This window comes from Streptomyces sp. WP-1, from assembly GCF_030450125.1.
Taxonomy (GTDB): Bacteria; Actinomycetota; Actinomycetes; order Streptomycetales; family Streptomycetaceae; genus Streptomyces; species Streptomyces incarnatus.
Genome location: NZ_CP123923.1, coordinates 7221405 through 7238019, shown reverse-complemented (window position 1 = coordinate 7238019; position 16615 = coordinate 7221405). Strand labels below are relative to the sequence as shown.

Genomic DNA, 16615 nt, shown 5'->3' with positions numbered 1-16615 from the left:
CTACCGGGCGAGCCGCTCGGCGACGGCGTCGGTGTCCGGCAGGAACCACAGCTGGTCGCCCTGGTCGGACTCGTGCACGAAGTCGCGCAGGGCGTCGCTCTCCTCGACATGGGCCGAGATGTCGCCGACGACGGCGAGCCGCACCCGGTAGTTCACGAATTTCTGGACGACGGCGCCCGCGACACCGGACCGCAGCCGGAAGAACTCCCGTGCGATCCGTGCCACGGGCACCTCGACCAGCTGGGCGTCCTGCCCGAAGGCGTCGCCTATGAGGTCCAGTGCCGCGCGCTCGCCGTCCAGGGGCGGGCCGTCGGGGGCGCAGCGCAGGACGCGGACGCCGTGCAGGGTCACGAGCGTGTTCGTGGTCATGATCGTGACCCTATGCGCACGGTGCGGTTCAGTGCCCGCGGTTAATCCATTCCTCCAGGTGGGGGGCCTCGGCGCCGATGGTGGTGGAGTCGCCGTGGCCGGTGAGGACCTTGGTCTCTGGCGGGAGGGTGAGCAGCTTGCCGCGGATGGAGTCGATGATCGTCGGGAAGTGGGAGAAGGAGCGGCCGGTGGCGCCGGGGCCGCCCTGGAAGAGGGTGTCGCCGGTGAAGACGGCGCCGAGTCCGGGGTCGTAGAGGCAGACCGCGCCGGGCGCGTGCCCGGGGGTGTGCAGCACGGTGAGGTCGGCGCCGGCGGCCTCGATGACCTGGTCGTCCACGAGGAGCCGGTCGGGGTCGCGGTCGGGGTGGGTCATCCGCCACAGCGGCAGGTCGTCGGGGTGCAGCCAGATGACCGCGCCGGTGCGGTCGGCCAGGGCGGGCGCCGCGTCGATGTGGTCGTTGTGGGCGTGGGTGCACACGATGGCGGTGAGCCGGCGGTCGCCGACGGCGCGGGCGATGGCGTCGGCGTCATGGGCGGCGTCGATGACGATCGCCTCGTGGTCGTCGCCGACGATCCAGACGTTGTTGTCGACGTCCCAGGTGCCGCCGTCGAGGGTGAACTGCCCCGAGGTGACGAGCCGTTCGATACGTGCGGTCATCAGAGGACCACCACCGAGCGCAGCACGTCGCCCTGGTGCATCCGGTCGAACGCCTTCTCCACCTCGTCCAGTTGGACGGTCTCGGAGACGAACGCGTCGAGCGGCAGCCTGCCTTGCAGGTGCAGGTCGATGAGCATCGGGAAGTCACGGGAGGGCAGGCAGTCGCCGTACCAGCTGGACCTGAGGGCGCCGCCGCGGCCGAAGACGTCCAGCAGGGGCAGTTCGAGCTTCATCTCCGGGGTGGGGACGCCGACGAGGACGACGGTGCCGGCGAGGTCGCGGGCGTAGAAGGCCTGCTGGTACGTCTCCGGGCGGCCGACCGCCTCGATGACGACGTCGGCGCCGAAACCGCCGGTCAGCTCGCGGACGGCCTCGACGGGGTCCTGCTGCTTGGAGTTGACGGTGTGGGTGGCGCCGAGGGCGCGGGCCTTCTCCAGCTTGCGGTCGTCGATGTCCACGGCGATGATCTTCGCCGCGCCGGCCAGGCCGGCCCCGGCGATGGCCGCGTCGCCGACGCCGCCGCAGCCGATGACGGCGACCGAGTCGCCCCGGCCGACGTTGCCGGTGTTGATGGCGGCGCCGATGCCGGCCATCACACCGCAGCCGAGGAGGCCCGCGACCGCCGGGGAGACGGCGGGATCGACCTTGGTGCACTGGCCGGCGGCGACGAGGGTCTTCTCGGCGAACGCGCCGATGCCGAGGGCCGGGGAGAGTTCCTGGCCGGTGGCGGCGAGAGTCATCTTCTGCTTCGCGTTGTGGGTGTTGAAGCAGTACCAGGGGCGGCCGCGCAGACAGGCCCGGCAAGTGCCGCACACCGCACGCCAGTTGAGGATGACGAAGTCACCGGGCGCGACCTCGGTGACGCCGTCGCCGACGGACTCCACCACACCGGCGGCCTCATGGCCGAGGAGGAAGGGGAAGTCGTCGGAGATGCCACCCTGCTTGTAGTGCAGATCGGTGTGGCAGACACCGCAGGCCTGGACGCGTACGACGGCCTCGCCCGGCCCGGGATCCGGCACCACGATCGTCTCGACTCGTACGGGCTCGTTCTTGCCCGGTGCGATCACGCCGCGTACTTCCTGCGCCATGCTCTGGTTCCTTCCATCGAGTGCTTACGGTGCAGACCCTACGCGCGTGCGTCGGGGGGCGGGACGGGCCACGGCGGTGATCGTGGATCTTTCCCCCGGGGGGCACCCGAGCCGGGGATCGCTTATGAATTGCACAAGAATCGGATCGAATGACGACGTTCGGTGATGGCGATTCCTTTGCGCGGTGCGGGGAGCCGACCGGTCCGGGTGCTTACCCGGCCGTGTCTTCATGGGGGCATGCTCGCTGATGGCCGTAAGGGACGTACCGCATTCCTGTTCTCGGCCGGCGCCTCGCCGCGCCCGGGGACGGAACGTGAACTCGCGGCGGCTTTCCCGCTGTTCGCGAAGACGCTGGACGAGCTGTGCGCCCGTCTGGACCCCTATCTCGAACTGCCTTTGAAAAGCGTGATGTTCGCGGAGCCCGGCACCCGGACGGCGGCGCTGCTGGGCCGGGCGTCGTACGCCGGGCCGGCGCTCTTCGCGCTCCAGGTGGCGCAGTACCGGCTGCTGCGGAGCTGGGGCGCCCGCCCTGATGTGCTGTTCGGGCACGGGGCGGGGCGGATGGCCGCCGCGTACGCCGCCGGGGTCTTCTCGCTCGCGGACGGCTGCCACGCGGTCGGCACGCTGGCCCGGCTGCTGGACGGTGCCCTGGGCGAGGCGGCCCCGCAGGCGCTGCTCACCGCGTACGGCCGTACCCTCGCCACGCTGCACCCCTGCCCGCCGCGGCTCCCCCTCGTCTCCGACGTCACCGCCCGCCCGGTCGGCGCGGAGACCGCCGAGCCGGGGTTCTGGCTGCCGGGCCCGGGGACCCGGCGGCTCGCGGACGTGGCCGGGCTGCTGCACCGGGAGGGGGTGCGGACCTGGCTGGAGCTGGGCCCGGCGGACACCCTGGTCCGGGCGCTGGCCGAGAGCCTGCCGCCGGGCACCGCCCCGGCCCCCGGCTCGGCGTACGCCGTGGCCCGGGACTGGGCGGTGCTGAAAGCGGGCGGCGGTGCGGCACTGCGCGGCGCCTCCGCGTGAGGCACCGGGCCTCGATGTGGGACACGGGGCCTCGGTGTGAGGCACCGTGCTCTCGGCGCGGGGCGTCGGCTCGGGTCCCTACAGCGGCAGCAGGCCGGTCACCGGTGCCACGATGTCGGTGACCTGGTGGAGTTCGCTGAGCTGGTTCAGCTGGCTGACCTGGTTCAGGGCCTTGAGCTGCTGGGAGGCCGTGGGCATCTGCGCCCGCTGCTCGGCGGGGATGTTGCCGGTGGTGAGCGAGTCGAGCACGGTCATCGGGTTGATCTGCCCGGTGTGCGAGGCGCTCGCGTCGGCCGCGGTGGCGAGGGGTGCGGCCAGGCCCGTGACCCCGGCGGCGAGACCGAGGACGGCGACGATACGGCGTGTTGAGATCATGCCCTCAGCAACGCCCGAGGCCCCGTCCGGACACGGGCGGCGGCCCGCGCTCACTCGTGAGGCGGAGCGCGCCCCGTGCGCTTGCCGAGGCCGCCGGGCCGGGGGACGCTCGAAGACGGGGCCCGTACGGTCCGCCGCGCGCCGGGCCGCGAGCGCCTGAAGGAGGTCACCATGGGCACCGCGACAGGCTCCGCCTTCGACGTCGGGACACTGCGCCGGGGCATCGAGGGGAACACCGGGAACACCCTGCTGTCCCTGTACGCGGACGACGCGGAGATCCGCATCGTCGACCGCGACACCCAGCCCAGCCGTCCCAGGATCCTGCACGGCCGCGGCGAGATCGCCGAGATGCTCGACGACGTCTACCGCCGCGACATGATCCACAAGTTGGACCGCTGCGTGGTGCAAGGCGACCACGCCGCGTTCACCGAGTCCTGCCAGTACGGCGACGGCACCCGCGTCCTCGCCGAGTCGATGATCACGCTGCGGGACGGCAAGATCGCCGAGCAGATTCTGATCCAGGCATGGGACGAGTAGGCAGGAGGTCCGCCCGTATCCAGGTCAGCTCCCGGCTGACCTGGACCTTCTCGGCCCGCGCCGTGGTGGGCCGGGCGCGGCCCCGACGGCACGGGCCGGTCTCCGTCGCGGGTGTGCCGGTGACGAGGGCGGTGCTGCGGTCCGTGCTCAGGGCGGTGCGCGGGCGTCCGCCGGTCGCGGTGCCGCGCGCGTCGCGGGTGGTGCGGGTGCCGCGGGTCCGGCGTGGACGGATGCGGTGAGGCTCCCCGACGACCCCCGGCGGTGAGCTGTCAATAGGGGCTGGTTTCAAGGGACTTGGGGCGAGGGCATGCGTGCCGTAGCGGCGGAGCCATGGGGGTCGTGGCGCCCGCTCCTCGGCCCCGTACGCGCCTCGGTTACGCTGTACCCGGGCCGTGACTGGCGCTTGGGTGGAGTACCACCGGGGAGCGGTCCGTATGGTTGCCGCGCGCCTGGGCGAGAGACATCGATCCAGCTCAGGAGTGTGCCGCATGACCCAGGCCCGTCTCATGGACGGAACCGCCCTCGCCCGTCGCATCGTCGAGGACACCGCGCGCAGGGCGGCGGAACTCACCGCGCGCACCGGTGTGGTGCCCTGTCTCGCGACCGTGCTGGTCGGCGAGGACCCGGCGTCCGTGACGTACGTCCGGATGAAGCAGAACCGCTGCCGCAAGGCCGGCATCACCTCCCGGCACGTGGCGCTGCCCGCGAGCACGTCCACCGCCGAACTGGTGGGCACGTTGCGGGAGTTGTCGGCCGACCCGGCGGTGCACGGGATCCTGCTCCAGCACCCGGTGGGCGACCACGTCGACGAGCGGGCCGCGTTCGAGGCGATCGCGCCCGAGAAGGACGTCGACGGGGTCACCTTCGCCTCCTTCGCCACGATGAGCTTCGGCCTGCCGGGCTTCGTGTCCTGCACGCCGGGCGGCATCCTGCGGCTGCTGGACGAGTACGGTGTCGACCCGGCCGGGAAGCGGGCCGTGGTGGTGGGCCGCAGCGCGATCCTCGGCAAGCCGGTGGGCATGCTGCTGCTGGCCAGGGACGCGACGGTGACGTACTGCCACTCGCGCACCGCTGATCTGCCGGCGGCGGTCCGCGAGGCGGACATCGTCGTCGCCGCGGTCGGCCGGCCGCGGCTGCTGCGGGGCCAGGACATCAAGCCCGGCGCGGTGGTGGTCGACGCCGGTTACAACGCCGGGAACGTGGGCGACGTCGACTTCGACTCGGCCGTCGAACGGGCCTCCCTGATCACCCCGGTCCCGGGCGGCGTCGGCCCGATGACGATCGCCACGCTGCTGGAGCAGACGGTGACGGCGGCGGAGACCGCGGCAGGGGGGCTGGGGGCGGCCTGACGGCGGGAAGGGGGCGGGGCGGGCGTATCCGGCGGTACCGGCCGCGTACTCGTCCCCGGCCGCACCGGTCGGACTCGGTCGCGCGCGGCGGGAGTCGGCCGAGGGGGCGCCGGAATCGCGGCCCCCGGCTCACCCCTCCGTCAGGACCATCCTGAACCGCGCGTTCCCCGCGAGCATCTTCCGGTACGCCGCGTCCGCCTCCGTCAGCGGGACCTTCTCCGTCATCGGGCGGATGCCGTGCAGGACGCTGAACGCCATGGTGTCCTCGACCTCCCGCGAGGTTCCGGAGGGGTGGCCCCGGACCACGCGGGCGGCCATGAGGAGTTGGTTGGGGTTGATGCCGAGGGGGGCGATGTCCGCGCCGATGACGACCAGTTCGCCGCGGTGGGTCAGGCCGTCCACCGTGGCGGAGATGGCCTCGGAGTTGCCGGCGGTGGCGAGGACGACCTTGGCACCGCCGAGGGACTGCAGCGCCTCGGCGACCGGGGTGGCGGCGGTGCTGTCGACGTAGTGGTGGGCGCCGAGCTGCCGGGCGAAGTCCGCCTTCTGGGGGCCCCGGGCGATCGCGACCGTCTCGAAGCCCATCGCGACCGCGTACTGCACACCCAGGTGTCCGAGGCCGCCGAGGCCGAGCACCGCGACCAGGTCGCCGGGGCGGCCCGCGCTGCGCCGCAGCCCGTTGAACGTGGTCACGCCCGCGCAGGCCAGCGGTCCGGCGTCGCTCGCGGAGAGCGCGTCGGGGATCCGGGCCAGGGCGTCGGCGGGTGCGATCATCTGCTCGCCGAAGCCGCCGTCGTAGGTCCAGCCCGGCACCTTGAGGCTCTCGCACACGATGAAGTCGCCCTCGCGGCAGGCCCGGCAGTGGCCGCAGCTGCCGCCGAACCAGCCCACGGCCACCCGGTCGCCGACCTGCCATCCGCGCTCCCCCACGCCCTCGCCCAGCTCCGCGATCCGCCCGGCGATCTCGTGCCCTGGCACCTCGGGGAAGGTGATGCCGGGCAGCGCCGCGCCGACGAACAGCGCGTCGCTGTGGCAGACGCCGCACGCCTCGACGGCGATCCGCGCGTGGCCGGGCCCCGGCCGTGGCACCTCGCGCTCGACGACCTCGAACGTCCCGTTCGCGGCGGTCACTTGGGCGACTCGATAGCTGCTCATGGATCTCTCCGGGGAAGGGGGTACGAGCGTGGGCGGGGCAGCCGACCGGGGTGCCGGCCGCCGCTCTCCCGGACGGGCCGGTACGACGGGCCGCCCCTGACCAGCAGACCAGTTCCGGCGCGATCGCGCGCGCCGAACGGCTGCCGCCGGGCCCGGCCGCTCGGTCCCCCGCCCCGCGGATCTCGTTCAGCAGGTATTCCTCCTGTTCAGCGGGTTGTGGTCGGCGCGGCGCTCGGGGACCGGGCCGTGGGTGAGGGGTGTGTAGTGGTCGGAGGCGGTCTCCAGTTCTCGCCCTCGCCCCGGGTCAGCCCCGGCAGCCGTTGCTCCAGCTCATGGATGCGGGCGGCGCGCAGGGTGTCGGCCGGTGCGTTCCCCGGGGTGCCGTCGGCGCTGCCGAGCACCTGATCACCCCGGCGGAATGCGGCAGCCGTTCGGTATCGGTCGGTCACGTTCAGTGCGCGAAAGTCTCCCTCCTCAGCATTGGATCAATGCTCAACAGGTCAGAGGGCTGAGCGATCGCCGGGCCCCCCACCCCGGTCATAGAGTGACGTACACCACGCCGGACCGGCTGATCTCGACTCCTGCCCGCACGGTCCGGAGGGTGCATGACGCACATCGAGGTGACCGTGGACGGCACGGTCTACGAGGACGACGTGGAGCCGCGGCTGCTCCTCGCCCACTACCTGCGGGACCGCCTCGGTCTGACCGGCACCCCGATCGGCTGCGACACCTCCACCTGCGGGGCGTGCACGGTCGACCTGGACGGCGCGACCGCCAAGAGCTGCTCGGTGCCGGCCGTCCAGGCGGACGGATGCGCGGTGACGACCGTGCAGGGCCTGCCGGAGTACGGCGCGTGGACGCCGCTCCAGCGCGCGTTCCACGAGCGGCACGCCCTCCAGTGCGGCTGCTGCACCCCCGGCATGATCATGGCGGCGCGCGATCTCCTGCGGGAGAACCCGCACCCCACCTCCGAGGAGGTGCGCGGCGCCCTGGAGGGCAACCTCTGCCGCTGCACCGGCTACCAGAGCATCGTCCACGCGGTGCTCGCCGCCGCCGGGCGGCAGGACGGCCCCGGGCCCGGCGACCCTGCGGCGGACGCCTCCGGGGCGCAGGTTACCGAGGAGGTGCGGGCATGACCGGGCAGAGCGTGGCGGACGAGGTCGGGCGGGAGGTCGGCCGGTCCCGGCTGCGCAAGGAGGACGCCCGGCTGATCACCGGCCAGACCACCTGGACCGACAACATCCAGGTCGCCGGGCTGCCGCACCTGGCCGTCCTGCGCAGCCCGATGGCGCACGCCCGCCCCACCCGCGTCGATGTCGCCCCGCGCTCGAACGCCCCGGTGTCCTCGCCGCGTTCAGCGGCGCGGACCTCGCCGAGGGGCTCGGCTCGCTGCCCTGCGCGTGGCCGGTCCCTCCCCTGGCGGCGGCCCGCACCCCTCCCCCACCCCGGCCGAGGCTGCGCGCGCGGGACGCGGCAAGCGGCAGCCGTGGCCCCGGCGAACGCGATCCACTGGGCCCGCCCACGGCGACGCTCGCCAGCTCCACGGAGCTGCTGCGGCACCGCGACATCGCCGCGCTGGAACGGCTCGCGGCGGTGGTGCGCGGGGCGCGGAACGGCGCGGTGTCGGGCGCGGGGCCGAGCGTCGATTGCCGGTCCCCTGATCCCGTCCCCCGCTACCCCGGGTCGCCCGCCAGCCGTGCGTGCAGATGCTGGTCGTGCCAGCCGTCGGCGTGCAGCAGGGCGCCGCGCATCGTGCCCTCGTAGGTGAAGCCGGCCTTCTCGGCGACCCGGCAGGAGGCGGGGTTGGCGGTGGAGTGGCACAGCCGCAGGCGGTGCAGGCCCAGGTCGTCGAGGGACCAGTGGGCCAGGCGCCGGGTCGCGGTGACGGCGAGGCCGGTGCCGCGGGCCTCGGGCAGCAGCCAGTAGACGAGTTCGGCGGCGCCGCCCGCGAGGTCGATGTCGTTGAGCCCGATCAGTCCGATCGCGGTGCCACCGGTCCGGGCGACGGCCCAGACGGCGCCGGTCTCGCCCCGCCACCGCTCGTGCATCCGCTCGATCCGGCGCCGGGCGTCGGCGTGGTCGGCCGCGGTGAACAGGTTCCAGCGCCTGATCGCCGGGTCCCGCGCGGCGGTCAGCAGCGCGTCGGCGTCGTCCGCGCTCCAGTGCGGCTGCTCCATGCCCCGCGCGAGGCCGAGAACGGGTTGCGCGCCGTCGGCCATGCGGCCCGCGGGTACGACGTCGGGTATGCCCGCACCGGTGATCATCCGGTGATGATCGCACGCCGTGCTACCGCCGGGGCAGCCGGCGCAGGGTCACCTCGGTGAGGGTCCCGCCCTCGGTCTCGGCCGTCATATAGGTGCAGTACGGCTGGCGGCGGCGGTCGGTCGGCGACCCGGGGTTGAGGAGCCGGAGCCCGCCGGGGGCGGTGCTGTCCCAGGGGATGTGGCTGTGCCCGAACACCAGCACGTCGAGGTCGGGGAAGCGGGCGGCGCAACGGGCCTCCCGGCCCTGCGCGGACCCGGTCTCGTGCACCGCCCCGAAGCGCAGGCCGTCGAGTTCGGCGTACGCCACCTCGGGCAGCCGGGCGCGCAGTCCGGGGCCGTCGTTGTTGCCGTACACCCCGATCAGCCGGCGGCTGCGCTGCTCCAGCAGATCGAGCGTGGCGGTGTCCACCCAGTCCCCGGCGTGGAACACGACGTCCGCGCGCGGGAGTTCGTCCAGCAACTCCTCCGGGAGCCGCTTGGCGCGCCGGGGCAGATGCGTGTCGGACATGAGCAGGAGTCGCACGGCTCCAGCCTAGGCGGGTGCCGTCCGGCCGGGTGGCCGGGGCGTGCGGCGTGTCCCCGGGCCGGGTGCGGTTCCCCGCCTGGGGGGTGGGGTACGTCCGCGCCCCCTACGCCGACCGCCTCAGGCGTCGTACACCCGCGGCGGCGGCCAGGGCGGCCGCTCCCGCGCCGACGGCCGTGGTGGCGGGATGCCGTAGCACGGCCTCCTGCCAGGAATGGGCATGCGCGCTGTCGTCGAACGCGCCATGGGCGCCCCGGTCCCCTCCGGGGTCCCGGTCGACCGGGGTGAAGAGGTTGTCCTCGCCGGTGGGCGGGACATCGGTCGTCTGCTGGGCGTCGTAGCCGGTGCGGGCCAGGTAGCGGTCGAGGAGGGCGGGGAAGAGCCGGTTCGCCCAGAGGGTGGCGACGGTGGAGGCCCCGATGTAGTACTGCTTGCGGCGCGGGTGGTCGGCCGCGTACATCACGCCCCGGGCGGCGACCTCCGGCTGGTAGATCGGCGGGACCGGCATGGGGTGGTGGTCCAGGCGGTTGCGGACCCAGCCGAACTGCGGGGTGTTGACGGCGGGCATCTGGGCGACGGTGATGCGCACCCGGCTGCCGCGGTGCAGGAGTTCGGTGCGCAGCGAGGAGGTGAAGCCGTTGATGGCGTGTTTGGCGCCGCAGTACGCGGATTGCAGGGGGATCGAGCGTTCGCCGAGCGCGGAGCCGACCTGCACGATGGTGCCCCGGTCGCGCGGCAGCATCCGGGCGAGGGCGGCGCGAGTGCCGTTGACGAAGCCCAGGTAGGTCACGTCGGTGACGCGCTTGTACTCGTCCGGGGTGATGCGGTCGAAAGGCGCGAACACGGAGGCGAAGGCGCAGTTGATCCAGACGTCGATCGGGCCGAACTCCCGCTCGGCGGCGGCCGCGACGGCTTCCGCCTGTGCCGGGTCGGCCATGTCGGCGGGCTGTACGAGGGGGCGCCCGCCGAGCGCCGCGACCTCGTCGGCGACCGCTTCGAGGCCGCTCGCGCCCCGCGCGACCAGCACGACATCGGCTCCGCGCCGGCCGTAGCGGCGCGCGGTGGCGCGGCCGATCCCGGCGCTCGCACCGGTGATGACGACGGTCGTAGGCATGGCGCTCGACTCCCTTTCGTTGTGGGTGAGTTTCACTGTCGGTGGGTTTCACTGTCGGTGGGTTTCACTGTCGGTGAGCCGAGTCCGGCCTCGCGGGCCCTGAGCATCTTCTGCTCGCGCCCGGGGTCGTCGGAGAAGGCGACGGAGGGGCTGTTCTCGTCGCGGCCGACGGCGCGCAGCAGGGCGTGCGCCTGTCCGTCGACGTCCCTCCTGGCTGTGGCCGCTGTACTGCGCCATCAGCCAACTGTCGCCTTCGGGAAGAACGTCGAGGGGGTCGAGGTAGGCGCCCTCCTCGCGCATCAGCTGGGCCATGCGCCCGTCCAGGGCCTCCAGCTGGGTGGGCGAGGAGTGCTCCAGGAGGCGGGGGACGCCGTCGGCGGCGGCGCAGATGTCGTCGTAGCCGAGGACGAGGAGCGACTGGTACGGCGGGACGGGCACCAGGTCGGGGTTGTAGCCGGAGACGCGGCGCGGGATCTTCGGGTAGCCGTGGCGGATGTCGGCCAGGTGGTCGGTGACGATGCGGTCGAGGCCGGTGCAGAGGTCGGCGAGCCGGCCGCCGGCGGCGATGATCCGGGCGCGTTCGGCGGGCGGGGTGGGGCCGACCCAGGCGTGCTGCCCGTCGCAGGTGAGGATCTCCAGGCGCCGGACGTCGTCGACGGTCTTGCCGCAGGCCTGGGCGGAGGCGCCGCAGGAGTTGTTGCCGATCATGCCGCCGAGCGCGCAGTGGCTGTGGGTGGACGGTTTGGGCCCGAACCGGAGCTGATATCGGGCGAGTTGCGCGTCGAGGTCGTCGAGGACGATGCCGGGTTCCACCACGCAGGTGCGCCGCTCGGGGTCCACGGTGATCAGTCCGGTGCCGTACTTGCTCCGGTCGATCACCACGGCGGTGTTGGCGCACTGCCCGGCCAGGCTGGTGCCGCCGCCCCGGGACAGGACGGGGGCGCCGGAGCGCGCGCACGCCGAGACCGCGCGGGCGCCGTCCTCGACCGTGCGGGGGGCGACGACGCCGAGGGGCACCTGCCGGTAGTTGGAGCCGTCGGTGGCGTAGGCGCCGCGGCTGCCCGCGTCGAAGCGGATCTCGCCGTCCACCTCGGCGCGCAGGGCCGCGGCCAGTGCGGCCAGGTCGCTCGTGCCGCCGGTGTCGCTCATGTCCCCTGGGGTCATCCGCGCTCCTCGCTCCCGCCGGGCCGTCTTCTCCGGCCGCCTTCCGGGGGCTCTCGGGCCGTGCGACGAGTACCCGAGCGTTCTTCAGGCAAAGCTGAACAGTTTCGGCTGGACAGTCTGTCCTGGCGGACTTAGGGTGACCGGCATGGAAGACATCTCCGACGCGGCGGTCCGGGCGGCGCGCGAGCTGCGGGTGGCGTTCAGCCGGCTGCGGCGCCGTATCCGCGAGGTCGCCCAGGACGCGGACCTGACTCCGTCCCAGGAGTCGGCGCTGACCCTGGTCGGCAAGCACGGCGCGGCGACGGCGAGCGCGCTGGCCGCCGCCGAGGGGGTGCGCCCGCAGTCCATGGCCACCACGCTGGCCGGGCTGGAGCAGCACGATCTGATCCGCCGCGCCCCCGACCCGGACGACGGCCGCCGCCAGCTGGTCACCCTGACCGACGCCGGCCGGGCCCGCGTCGAGGGCAACAAGCAGGTGCGCGAGGAGTGGCTGGCACGCGCCTTCCAGGAGCGGTACAGCGACGAGGAACGGCAGACGATCCTGACGGCGCTGGAACTGATGCAGCGGCTGTCGCGGCCGTAGTCACCGCAAGGGCCGCGACCACCGGAAGAACGTGCGCACCCCCGCACGCCCGTTCGAGCCCGTGCGCGACCCCGCACGGCCCTGAACGAACCCCGAAACAACCCCCGAAAGGCCTGACCGACTCATGTCGCTCACCACGCTCGACCCCCGTACCGCCCTCGTCGTGATCGACCTCCAGCGCGGCATCGTGGGATCCCCCACCCAGCCGCACTCGGGCGCCGACGTGCTGTCCCGCTCGGTGGAGCTGGCCGAGGCGTTCCGCGCCCGGAACCTGCCCGTCGTCCTGGTCCGGGTCTCCTTCGCCGCCGACTTCGGCGACGTCATGCCCGGCCGCACCGAGCAGCAGGGCGGCGGCGCGGCGTTCCCGGAGGGCTGGGACGTCCTCGTCGACGAACTGACCGGCCACGCGGGCGACATCCAGGTCACCAAGCACAACTGGAGCGCCCTGTTCGGCACCGACCTGGACGTGCAGCTGCGCCGCCGCGGTGTCACCCAGATCGTGCTGACCGGCATCGCCACCAGCATCGGCGTCGAGTCCACCGCGCGTGACGCCTACGCCATGGGTTACCACGTCACCCTGGCCACCGACGCGATGGCCGACCGCGACGCCGCGACGCACGCGCACAGCGTCGAGAAGATCTTCCCGCGCCTGGGCGAGACCGGTACGACGGCGGAGATCCTGGAGCTGCTGGCGAAGACGCACGGCTGAGGCCCGTGTCCGGCCGCAGAGGGCCGGACAGCGCGGCGGCCCGGTTCCCTCGCCTGTGCGAGGGGCCGGGCCGGTGCACTTCTCCCTGGCCGCGCGTGTGCCGTGCGGTCAGTCCTCGCCGCGCACGATGGTGTCCTCGGGACCGTTTCCCGGCCGCGCGGTCCCGGTGCGGTCCAGGACGGCGGGCACACAGGTACGCACCCTCAGATCCGGGCGGTCCCGCCGGCTGTGCGCCTGCGCCCACCCCGTCTCGGCCTGCGGTATGTCCGGCTGCTCGGTCGGCTGCGCGATCACGTCGTGTCATCCACCCTCTGCGTACTGCGGCCGGCGGGACCGGCGTGGTGTCGGCCCCGCGGACCTGGTCTGGACTGTCCGGTGCGGGTAACCACTCGGGGCGCCCCGCAAACGCGGCCCGCGCGGCGCGGCCGCTCAGGTCTGGCCGCCGCCACCGCCGCCGAAGGACCCGCTCGACCCGGGCGACCAGCGCGGACGCCGCTGGTCGTCGGCGCGCTGGGAGCGGATGTTGTCGACCTGGTGCGGGGTGAGCCGCTCGCTCCCGTCGGCGGCCCTCGGCACCTCGCGGGGCTCGCGCATCTCACTGGTCTCGCCGACCGGGCCCGTCGGCGGCAGCTTGGGCTGCTCCTCCGGGCGCGGCGGGGCGGGCTCGCGCTGACGCACCTTGAATCCCAGCCGGAACGCCCAGATCAGCCCGCCGACCAGGACGATGCCGGCGACCAGGATGAGGACGTAGCCGAAGACCTGCCTGCTGGTGGCCGCTTCGTACATGGCAGTGTTCATGAACGGCGGGTACCCGGCGTTCGGCGACGAATACCGGCTCACATGGGCCTTTCCCCCGGCCGCCCGTCAACCGGTCGGGGGTTCCTTCTCCCGCGCCGCGGCGGCCCGCTCCACCTCGGCCTCGATCTCGGCGCGCGGGCGGCCCGTCTCCTTCGCGTACTCGCTCACCGCGGTCTGCACATCGCGGGCGAGGTCGCGCCAGGCCCGCAGGGCGGTCTCGTAGGTGCCCGACTGGGCGCCGGTCATGCCCCGTTCGGCCGGCGGCCCGTACGTCTCCCGCAGGTCCTCGACCGTGGTGTGGGCCGTGTCGGCCGCCCGCTGCTTCTGCACCAGTTCCTCGAAGGTGTGTGCCACCCCATCGAATCTAGGCGGGGTCCCGGCGGCGCGCCTGTCCAGCCCGCGATCAAGTTCTCCGGCGCCGGCCGGCGCGGACGGCACCCCGCCCCAGGGCGGGACCGCCCCCGGGGCGCGCTCGCCGTGCGCCGGGCGCCGCCACGGGGGAGTCTTGATCCGGGATGCGACACGCGGCCGTAGGAGGAGGTGGGCGGCGTGTCCGACGGGCCAGGGCCCTCGCGGGCGGCGGCCGCCGGGACACCGGCCGGCGAGCCGGTGCTGTCGTTCGCCCTGGCCGCGATGATGGAGGAGGTGCACGCCCATTCCGGCGCCGTGTACCTGCTCAGGCCCGACGAGCCCGTCCTGGAGATGGCGGTCCACGCGGGCCTGCCCCGGGCCTTCGCGGCGCCCTGGGAGCGGCTGGGGCTCGGCGCGTCGGTGCCGGTCGCGGACGCGGTGCGCAAGCGGCGCCTGATCTGGGTGGGCGGCGAGGAGGAGATGGCGGGGCGCTATCCGCGGATCGCGGTGGTGCTGCCGTACCCGTTCGCACTGGCCGCGCTGCCGCTGGCGACGGCCCACGAGGTGTACGGCGCGGTGTTCGTGACCTGGCCCGGGAGCCATCCGCCGGAGCTGTCCACCGAGGAGCGCGTCCGGCTGACCGCGGCCTGCAAGCGGCTGGCGCTGCGGCTCGCCCGGGCCGCGAAGGAACGCACCCCGCTGGGCCGTGAGCACGATCTGCTCGCGGCGCCCGGCCCCGAGGTGGCGGGCACCCTGGGTTCCGTCGAGGCCGCGCGGATGGTGGCGCGGCTGCCGTACGGCCTGGCGTCGCTGGATCTGCACGGGCGGATCGGCTACGTCAGCCCGGCCGCCGCCACCCTGCTCGGCAGGTCCCCGGACGAACTGCTCGGCACCCTGCCGTGGCTCTCGGTGCCCTGGCTGAACGACCCGACCTACGAGGACCGCTACCGGGCCGCGCTGCTCAGCCAGCAGCCGACCTCCTTCGTGGCCCTGCGGCCGCCCGGCGACTGGCTGTCGTTCCGGCTGTACCCGAACCTGACCGGGCTCAGCGTGCGCATCGGCCGGACACGCCCGATGGCCGACGCGGCACCGGCCCCGGCGCCGGTGGAGGCGGGTCCTTCCCGGCTGGTGACGATCTCCCAGGTACTGAACCTGGCGGGCGCGCTGACCGAGGCGGTGGGGGTGCGGGACGTGGTGCGGCTGGTGTGGGAGGAACTGGCGCCCGCGGTGGGCTGCCGGGCGCTGGCGATCGCCTCGCCCCAGAACGGGCGGCTGCATCTGCTGGGGCATCGCGGATACGACGATCCGCGCACGGTGGAGCAGTTCGAGGGGCTGCCGCTGTCCGAACGGACGCCGGGCATGCGGGCGCTGAGCAGCGGGGTGCCCGCGTTCTTCGAGTCCCGGGAGCAGATGGGACGGCTCTACCCGGAGCGGGAGGAGAGCCCGGACGGCTTCGAGGCCTGGGCGTACCTGCCGCTGATCGCCTCCGGGCGGCCGGTCGGCACCTGCGTGCTGGCCTACCCCGAGCCCCGGCTCTTCCCCGCCGACGAACGGGCCGTGCTGACCGCCCTCGGCGGGCTGATCGCGCAGGCTCTGGAGCGCGCGATGCTCTACGACGCCGAGCACCAGCTGGCGCACGGGCTGCAACAGGCGCTGCTGCCGCACTCGCTGGCGTCGCTGCCCGGTGTGGAGGCGGCGGCCCGGTATCTGCCGGCCACCCATGGCATGGAGATCGGCGGCGACTTCTACGACCTGGTCGCGGCCCGGCCCCTGACGGCGGCGGTGATCGGGGACGTGCAGGGGCACAACGTGACGGCGGCGGGCCTGATGGGGCAGCTGCGCACCGGGGTGCGGGCGTACACCGCGGTGGGGCAGGGCCCGCACGAGGTGATGGCCAGCACCAACCAGCTGCTGATCGACCTGGGCGCGGAGCTGTTCGCCAGCTGTCTGTATCTGCGCCTGGACCCGGCGGCCGGGCTCGCGGTGATGGCGCGCGCGGGGCATCCGCCGCCGCTGCTGAGGCGGCCCGACGGGCAGGTGCGGGTGCTGGACCTGGCCGGCGGTCCGCTGCTCGGCATCGACGCGTCGGCGGCGTACCCGACGACCGAGGTCGCGCTCGCCCCCGGTTCGGTCCTCGTCCTCTACACCGACGGCCTGGTGGAATCCCCCGGTGTGGACATCGAGGACGCCCTGGCGGAACTGGGCGCCCGGCTCGCGGAGCTGGGCGACCTGCCGCTGGAGACCCTCGCGGACGAACTGGTGCGCCGCAGCGTTCCGGCGGGGGCGCGGCGCGACGATGTGGCGCTGCTGCTCCTGCGGGCGCGCGGCGACTGAGAGCGCTCACACCCGGCACGACACGTTCAGCGATCGATCCATGACGCTCCGTCCCTGATCCATACCGGAATCCCCGCTTCAGCGGATCTGTACATTGCATGCTCAACCAAGGCACCGTGGTCGGCGCTTCCGCACATCCGGGCGCCCCGGCCGCCCCTGGCCGCCTCCGGGCCGGACCCGCCGCCCGAGGCAGGCCCGCGCCCGCGACGATGCCGTGCCGCATG

The 16615-nt window shown here is 73.8% G+C and carries 19 protein-coding genes, 3 pseudogenes and 1 riboswitch; of the genes and pseudogenes, 9 read left to right on the top strand and 13 right to left on the bottom strand.

Annotation, left to right across the window (positions count from 1 at the left end; translation table 11 throughout):
• Genes QHG49_RS32195 through QHG49_RS32185 form a run of 3 tightly spaced genes read right to left on the bottom strand, consistent with a single transcriptional unit; the run spans position 1 to position 2115 of the window.
• Positions 1-369: a DUF4180 domain-containing protein gene (locus QHG49_RS32195; protein ID WP_145484579.1), complete on the bottom strand. Its 369-nt coding sequence runs from the start codon at positions 367-369 to the stop codon at positions 1-3.
• Positions 370-397: 28 nt separating this feature from the next.
• Positions 398-1027, bottom strand: a complete 630-nt coding sequence (locus QHG49_RS32190) for an MBL fold metallo-hydrolase (protein WP_145484577.1) — start codon at positions 1025-1027, stop codon at positions 398-400.
• A complete protein-coding gene (locus QHG49_RS32185; protein ID WP_301492317.1) occupies positions 1027-2115 on the bottom strand; it encodes an S-(hydroxymethyl)mycothiol dehydrogenase in 1089 nt (362 codons plus the stop codon). The genes QHG49_RS32190 and QHG49_RS32185 overlap by 1 nt, the downstream gene beginning before the upstream one ends.
• Before the next feature lie 237 nt (positions 2116-2352).
• Here QHG49_RS32185 and QHG49_RS32180 point away from each other — a divergent pair, with 237 nt between their 5' ends.
• On the top strand, positions 2353-3135 hold the full coding sequence (locus QHG49_RS32180; RefSeq protein WP_301492315.1) for an acyltransferase domain-containing protein: 783 nt from the start codon (positions 2353-2355) through the stop codon (positions 3133-3135).
• Positions 3136-3213: 78 nt separating this feature from the next.
• Here the strand turns inward: QHG49_RS32180 and QHG49_RS32175 are convergent, their stop codons facing one another.
• The gene (locus QHG49_RS32175; RefSeq protein ID WP_145484572.1) at positions 3214-3510 is read right to left on the bottom strand and encodes a hypothetical protein; all 297 of its coding nucleotides are present in this window, start codon (positions 3508-3510) and stop codon (positions 3214-3216) included.
• A gap of 171 nt (positions 3511-3681) precedes the next feature.
• Here QHG49_RS32175 and QHG49_RS32170 point away from each other — a divergent pair, with 171 nt between their 5' ends.
• The 3 genes from QHG49_RS32170 to QHG49_RS32160 all read left to right on the top strand — a co-directional run bounded on the left by QHG49_RS32170 (position 3682) and on the right by QHG49_RS32160 (position 5396).
• On the top strand, positions 3682-4047 hold the full coding sequence (locus QHG49_RS32170) for a nuclear transport factor 2 family protein (protein WP_145484570.1): 366 nt from the start codon (positions 3682-3684) through the stop codon (positions 4045-4047).
• Positions 4035-4286, top strand: a complete 252-nt coding sequence (locus tag QHG49_RS32165) for a hypothetical protein (protein ID WP_159707308.1) — start codon at positions 4035-4037, stop codon at positions 4284-4286. The genes QHG49_RS32170 and QHG49_RS32165 overlap by 13 nt, the downstream gene beginning before the upstream one ends.
• A 143-nt stretch (positions 4287-4429) precedes the next feature.
• Positions 4430-4509, top strand: a riboswitch (ZMP/ZTP riboswitch).
• A 26-nt stretch (positions 4510-4535) separates the two neighbouring features.
• Entirely contained in the window at positions 4536-5396 is an 861-nt protein-coding gene (locus QHG49_RS32160) for a bifunctional 5,10-methylenetetrahydrofolate dehydrogenase/5,10-methenyltetrahydrofolate cyclohydrolase (RefSeq protein ID WP_159707306.1), read from the top strand.
• 129 nt (positions 5397-5525) lie between these two features.
• Here the strand turns inward: QHG49_RS32160 and QHG49_RS32155 are convergent, their stop codons facing one another.
• Both QHG49_RS32155 and QHG49_RS32150 read right to left on the bottom strand, forming a co-directional pair.
• Entirely contained in the window at positions 5526-6551 is a 1026-nt protein-coding gene (locus tag QHG49_RS32155) for an alcohol dehydrogenase catalytic domain-containing protein (RefSeq protein ID WP_301492313.1), read from the bottom strand.
• 166 nt (positions 6552-6717) lie between these two features.
• A pseudogene (locus QHG49_RS32150) lies at positions 6718-6898 on the bottom strand (hypothetical protein); the annotation flags it as partial.
• Between the two features lie 258 nt (positions 6899-7156).
• Between QHG49_RS32150 and QHG49_RS32145 the strand changes: the two are divergent.
• Both QHG49_RS32145 and QHG49_RS32140 read left to right on the top strand, forming a co-directional pair.
• Complete coding sequence (locus QHG49_RS32145; protein WP_301492311.1) at positions 7157-7687, top strand: (2Fe-2S)-binding protein; 531 nt, start codon at positions 7157-7159, stop codon at positions 7685-7687.
• Positions 7684-7976 (top strand): annotated as a pseudogene (locus QHG49_RS32140) (xanthine dehydrogenase family protein molybdopterin-binding subunit); the annotation flags it as partial. The gene QHG49_RS32145 and the pseudogene QHG49_RS32140, both read left to right, overlap by 4 nt.
• Positions 7977-8224: 248 nt before the next feature.
• On the opposite strand, the gene QHG49_RS32135 reads toward QHG49_RS32140, so the two are convergent.
• The 4 genes and pseudogenes from QHG49_RS32135 to QHG49_RS32120 all read right to left on the bottom strand — a co-directional run.
• Complete coding sequence (locus QHG49_RS32135) at positions 8225-8815, bottom strand: GNAT family N-acetyltransferase (RefSeq protein WP_301492310.1); 591 nt, start codon at positions 8813-8815, stop codon at positions 8225-8227.
• A gap of 22 nt (positions 8816-8837) precedes the next feature.
• A complete protein-coding gene (locus tag QHG49_RS32130) occupies positions 8838-9338 on the bottom strand; it encodes a metallophosphoesterase (protein ID WP_145484562.1) in 501 nt (166 codons plus the stop codon).
• A gap of 106 nt (positions 9339-9444) precedes the next feature.
• Positions 9445-10452: an SDR family oxidoreductase gene (locus QHG49_RS32125; protein ID WP_301492309.1), complete on the bottom strand. Its 1008-nt coding sequence runs from the start codon at positions 10450-10452 to the stop codon at positions 9445-9447.
• A gap of 44 nt (positions 10453-10496) precedes the next feature.
• Positions 10497-11616: pseudogene (locus QHG49_RS32120) on the bottom strand (FAD-binding oxidoreductase); the annotation flags it as partial.
• 145 nt (positions 11617-11761) lie between these two features.
• Between QHG49_RS32120 and QHG49_RS32115 the strand changes: the two are divergent.
• Together QHG49_RS32115 and QHG49_RS32110 are read left to right on the top strand one after the other, a co-directional pair.
• Positions 11762-12199 carry a MarR family winged helix-turn-helix transcriptional regulator gene (locus QHG49_RS32115; RefSeq protein WP_145484558.1) on the top strand — a complete coding sequence of 146 codons (438 nt, stop codon included), beginning with the start codon at positions 11762-11764 and terminating at the stop codon, positions 12197-12199.
• Between the two features lie 124 nt (positions 12200-12323).
• Positions 12324-12908, top strand: coding sequence for an isochorismatase family protein (locus QHG49_RS32110; protein ID WP_145484557.1), 585 nt, complete (start codon positions 12324-12326; stop codon positions 12906-12908).
• Positions 12909-13016: 108 nt separating this feature from the next.
• Here the strand turns inward: QHG49_RS32110 and QHG49_RS32105 are convergent, their stop codons facing one another.
• From QHG49_RS32105 to QHG49_RS32095, 3 genes are all read right to left on the bottom strand, one after another.
• Positions 13017-13202 carry a hypothetical protein gene (locus QHG49_RS32105; protein ID WP_145484555.1) on the bottom strand — a complete coding sequence of 62 codons (186 nt, stop codon included), beginning with the start codon at positions 13200-13202 and terminating at the stop codon, positions 13017-13019.
• Positions 13203-13337: 135 nt separating this feature from the next.
• Positions 13338-13706, bottom strand: coding sequence for a DUF6479 family protein (locus tag QHG49_RS32100; RefSeq protein WP_236576588.1), 369 nt, complete (start codon positions 13704-13706; stop codon positions 13338-13340).
• Positions 13707-13772: 66 nt separating this feature from the next.
• Positions 13773-14060 carry a hypothetical protein gene (locus QHG49_RS32095; protein ID WP_145484553.1) on the bottom strand — a complete coding sequence of 96 codons (288 nt, stop codon included), beginning with the start codon at positions 14058-14060 and terminating at the stop codon, positions 13773-13775.
• A 186-nt stretch (positions 14061-14246) separates the two neighbouring features.
• On the opposite strand from QHG49_RS32095, the gene QHG49_RS32090 reads away from it, so the two are divergent.
• Entirely contained in the window at positions 14247-16391 is a 2145-nt protein-coding gene (locus QHG49_RS32090; protein ID WP_370530536.1) for a SpoIIE family protein phosphatase, read from the top strand.
• Positions 16392-16615: the final 224 nt, after the last annotated feature.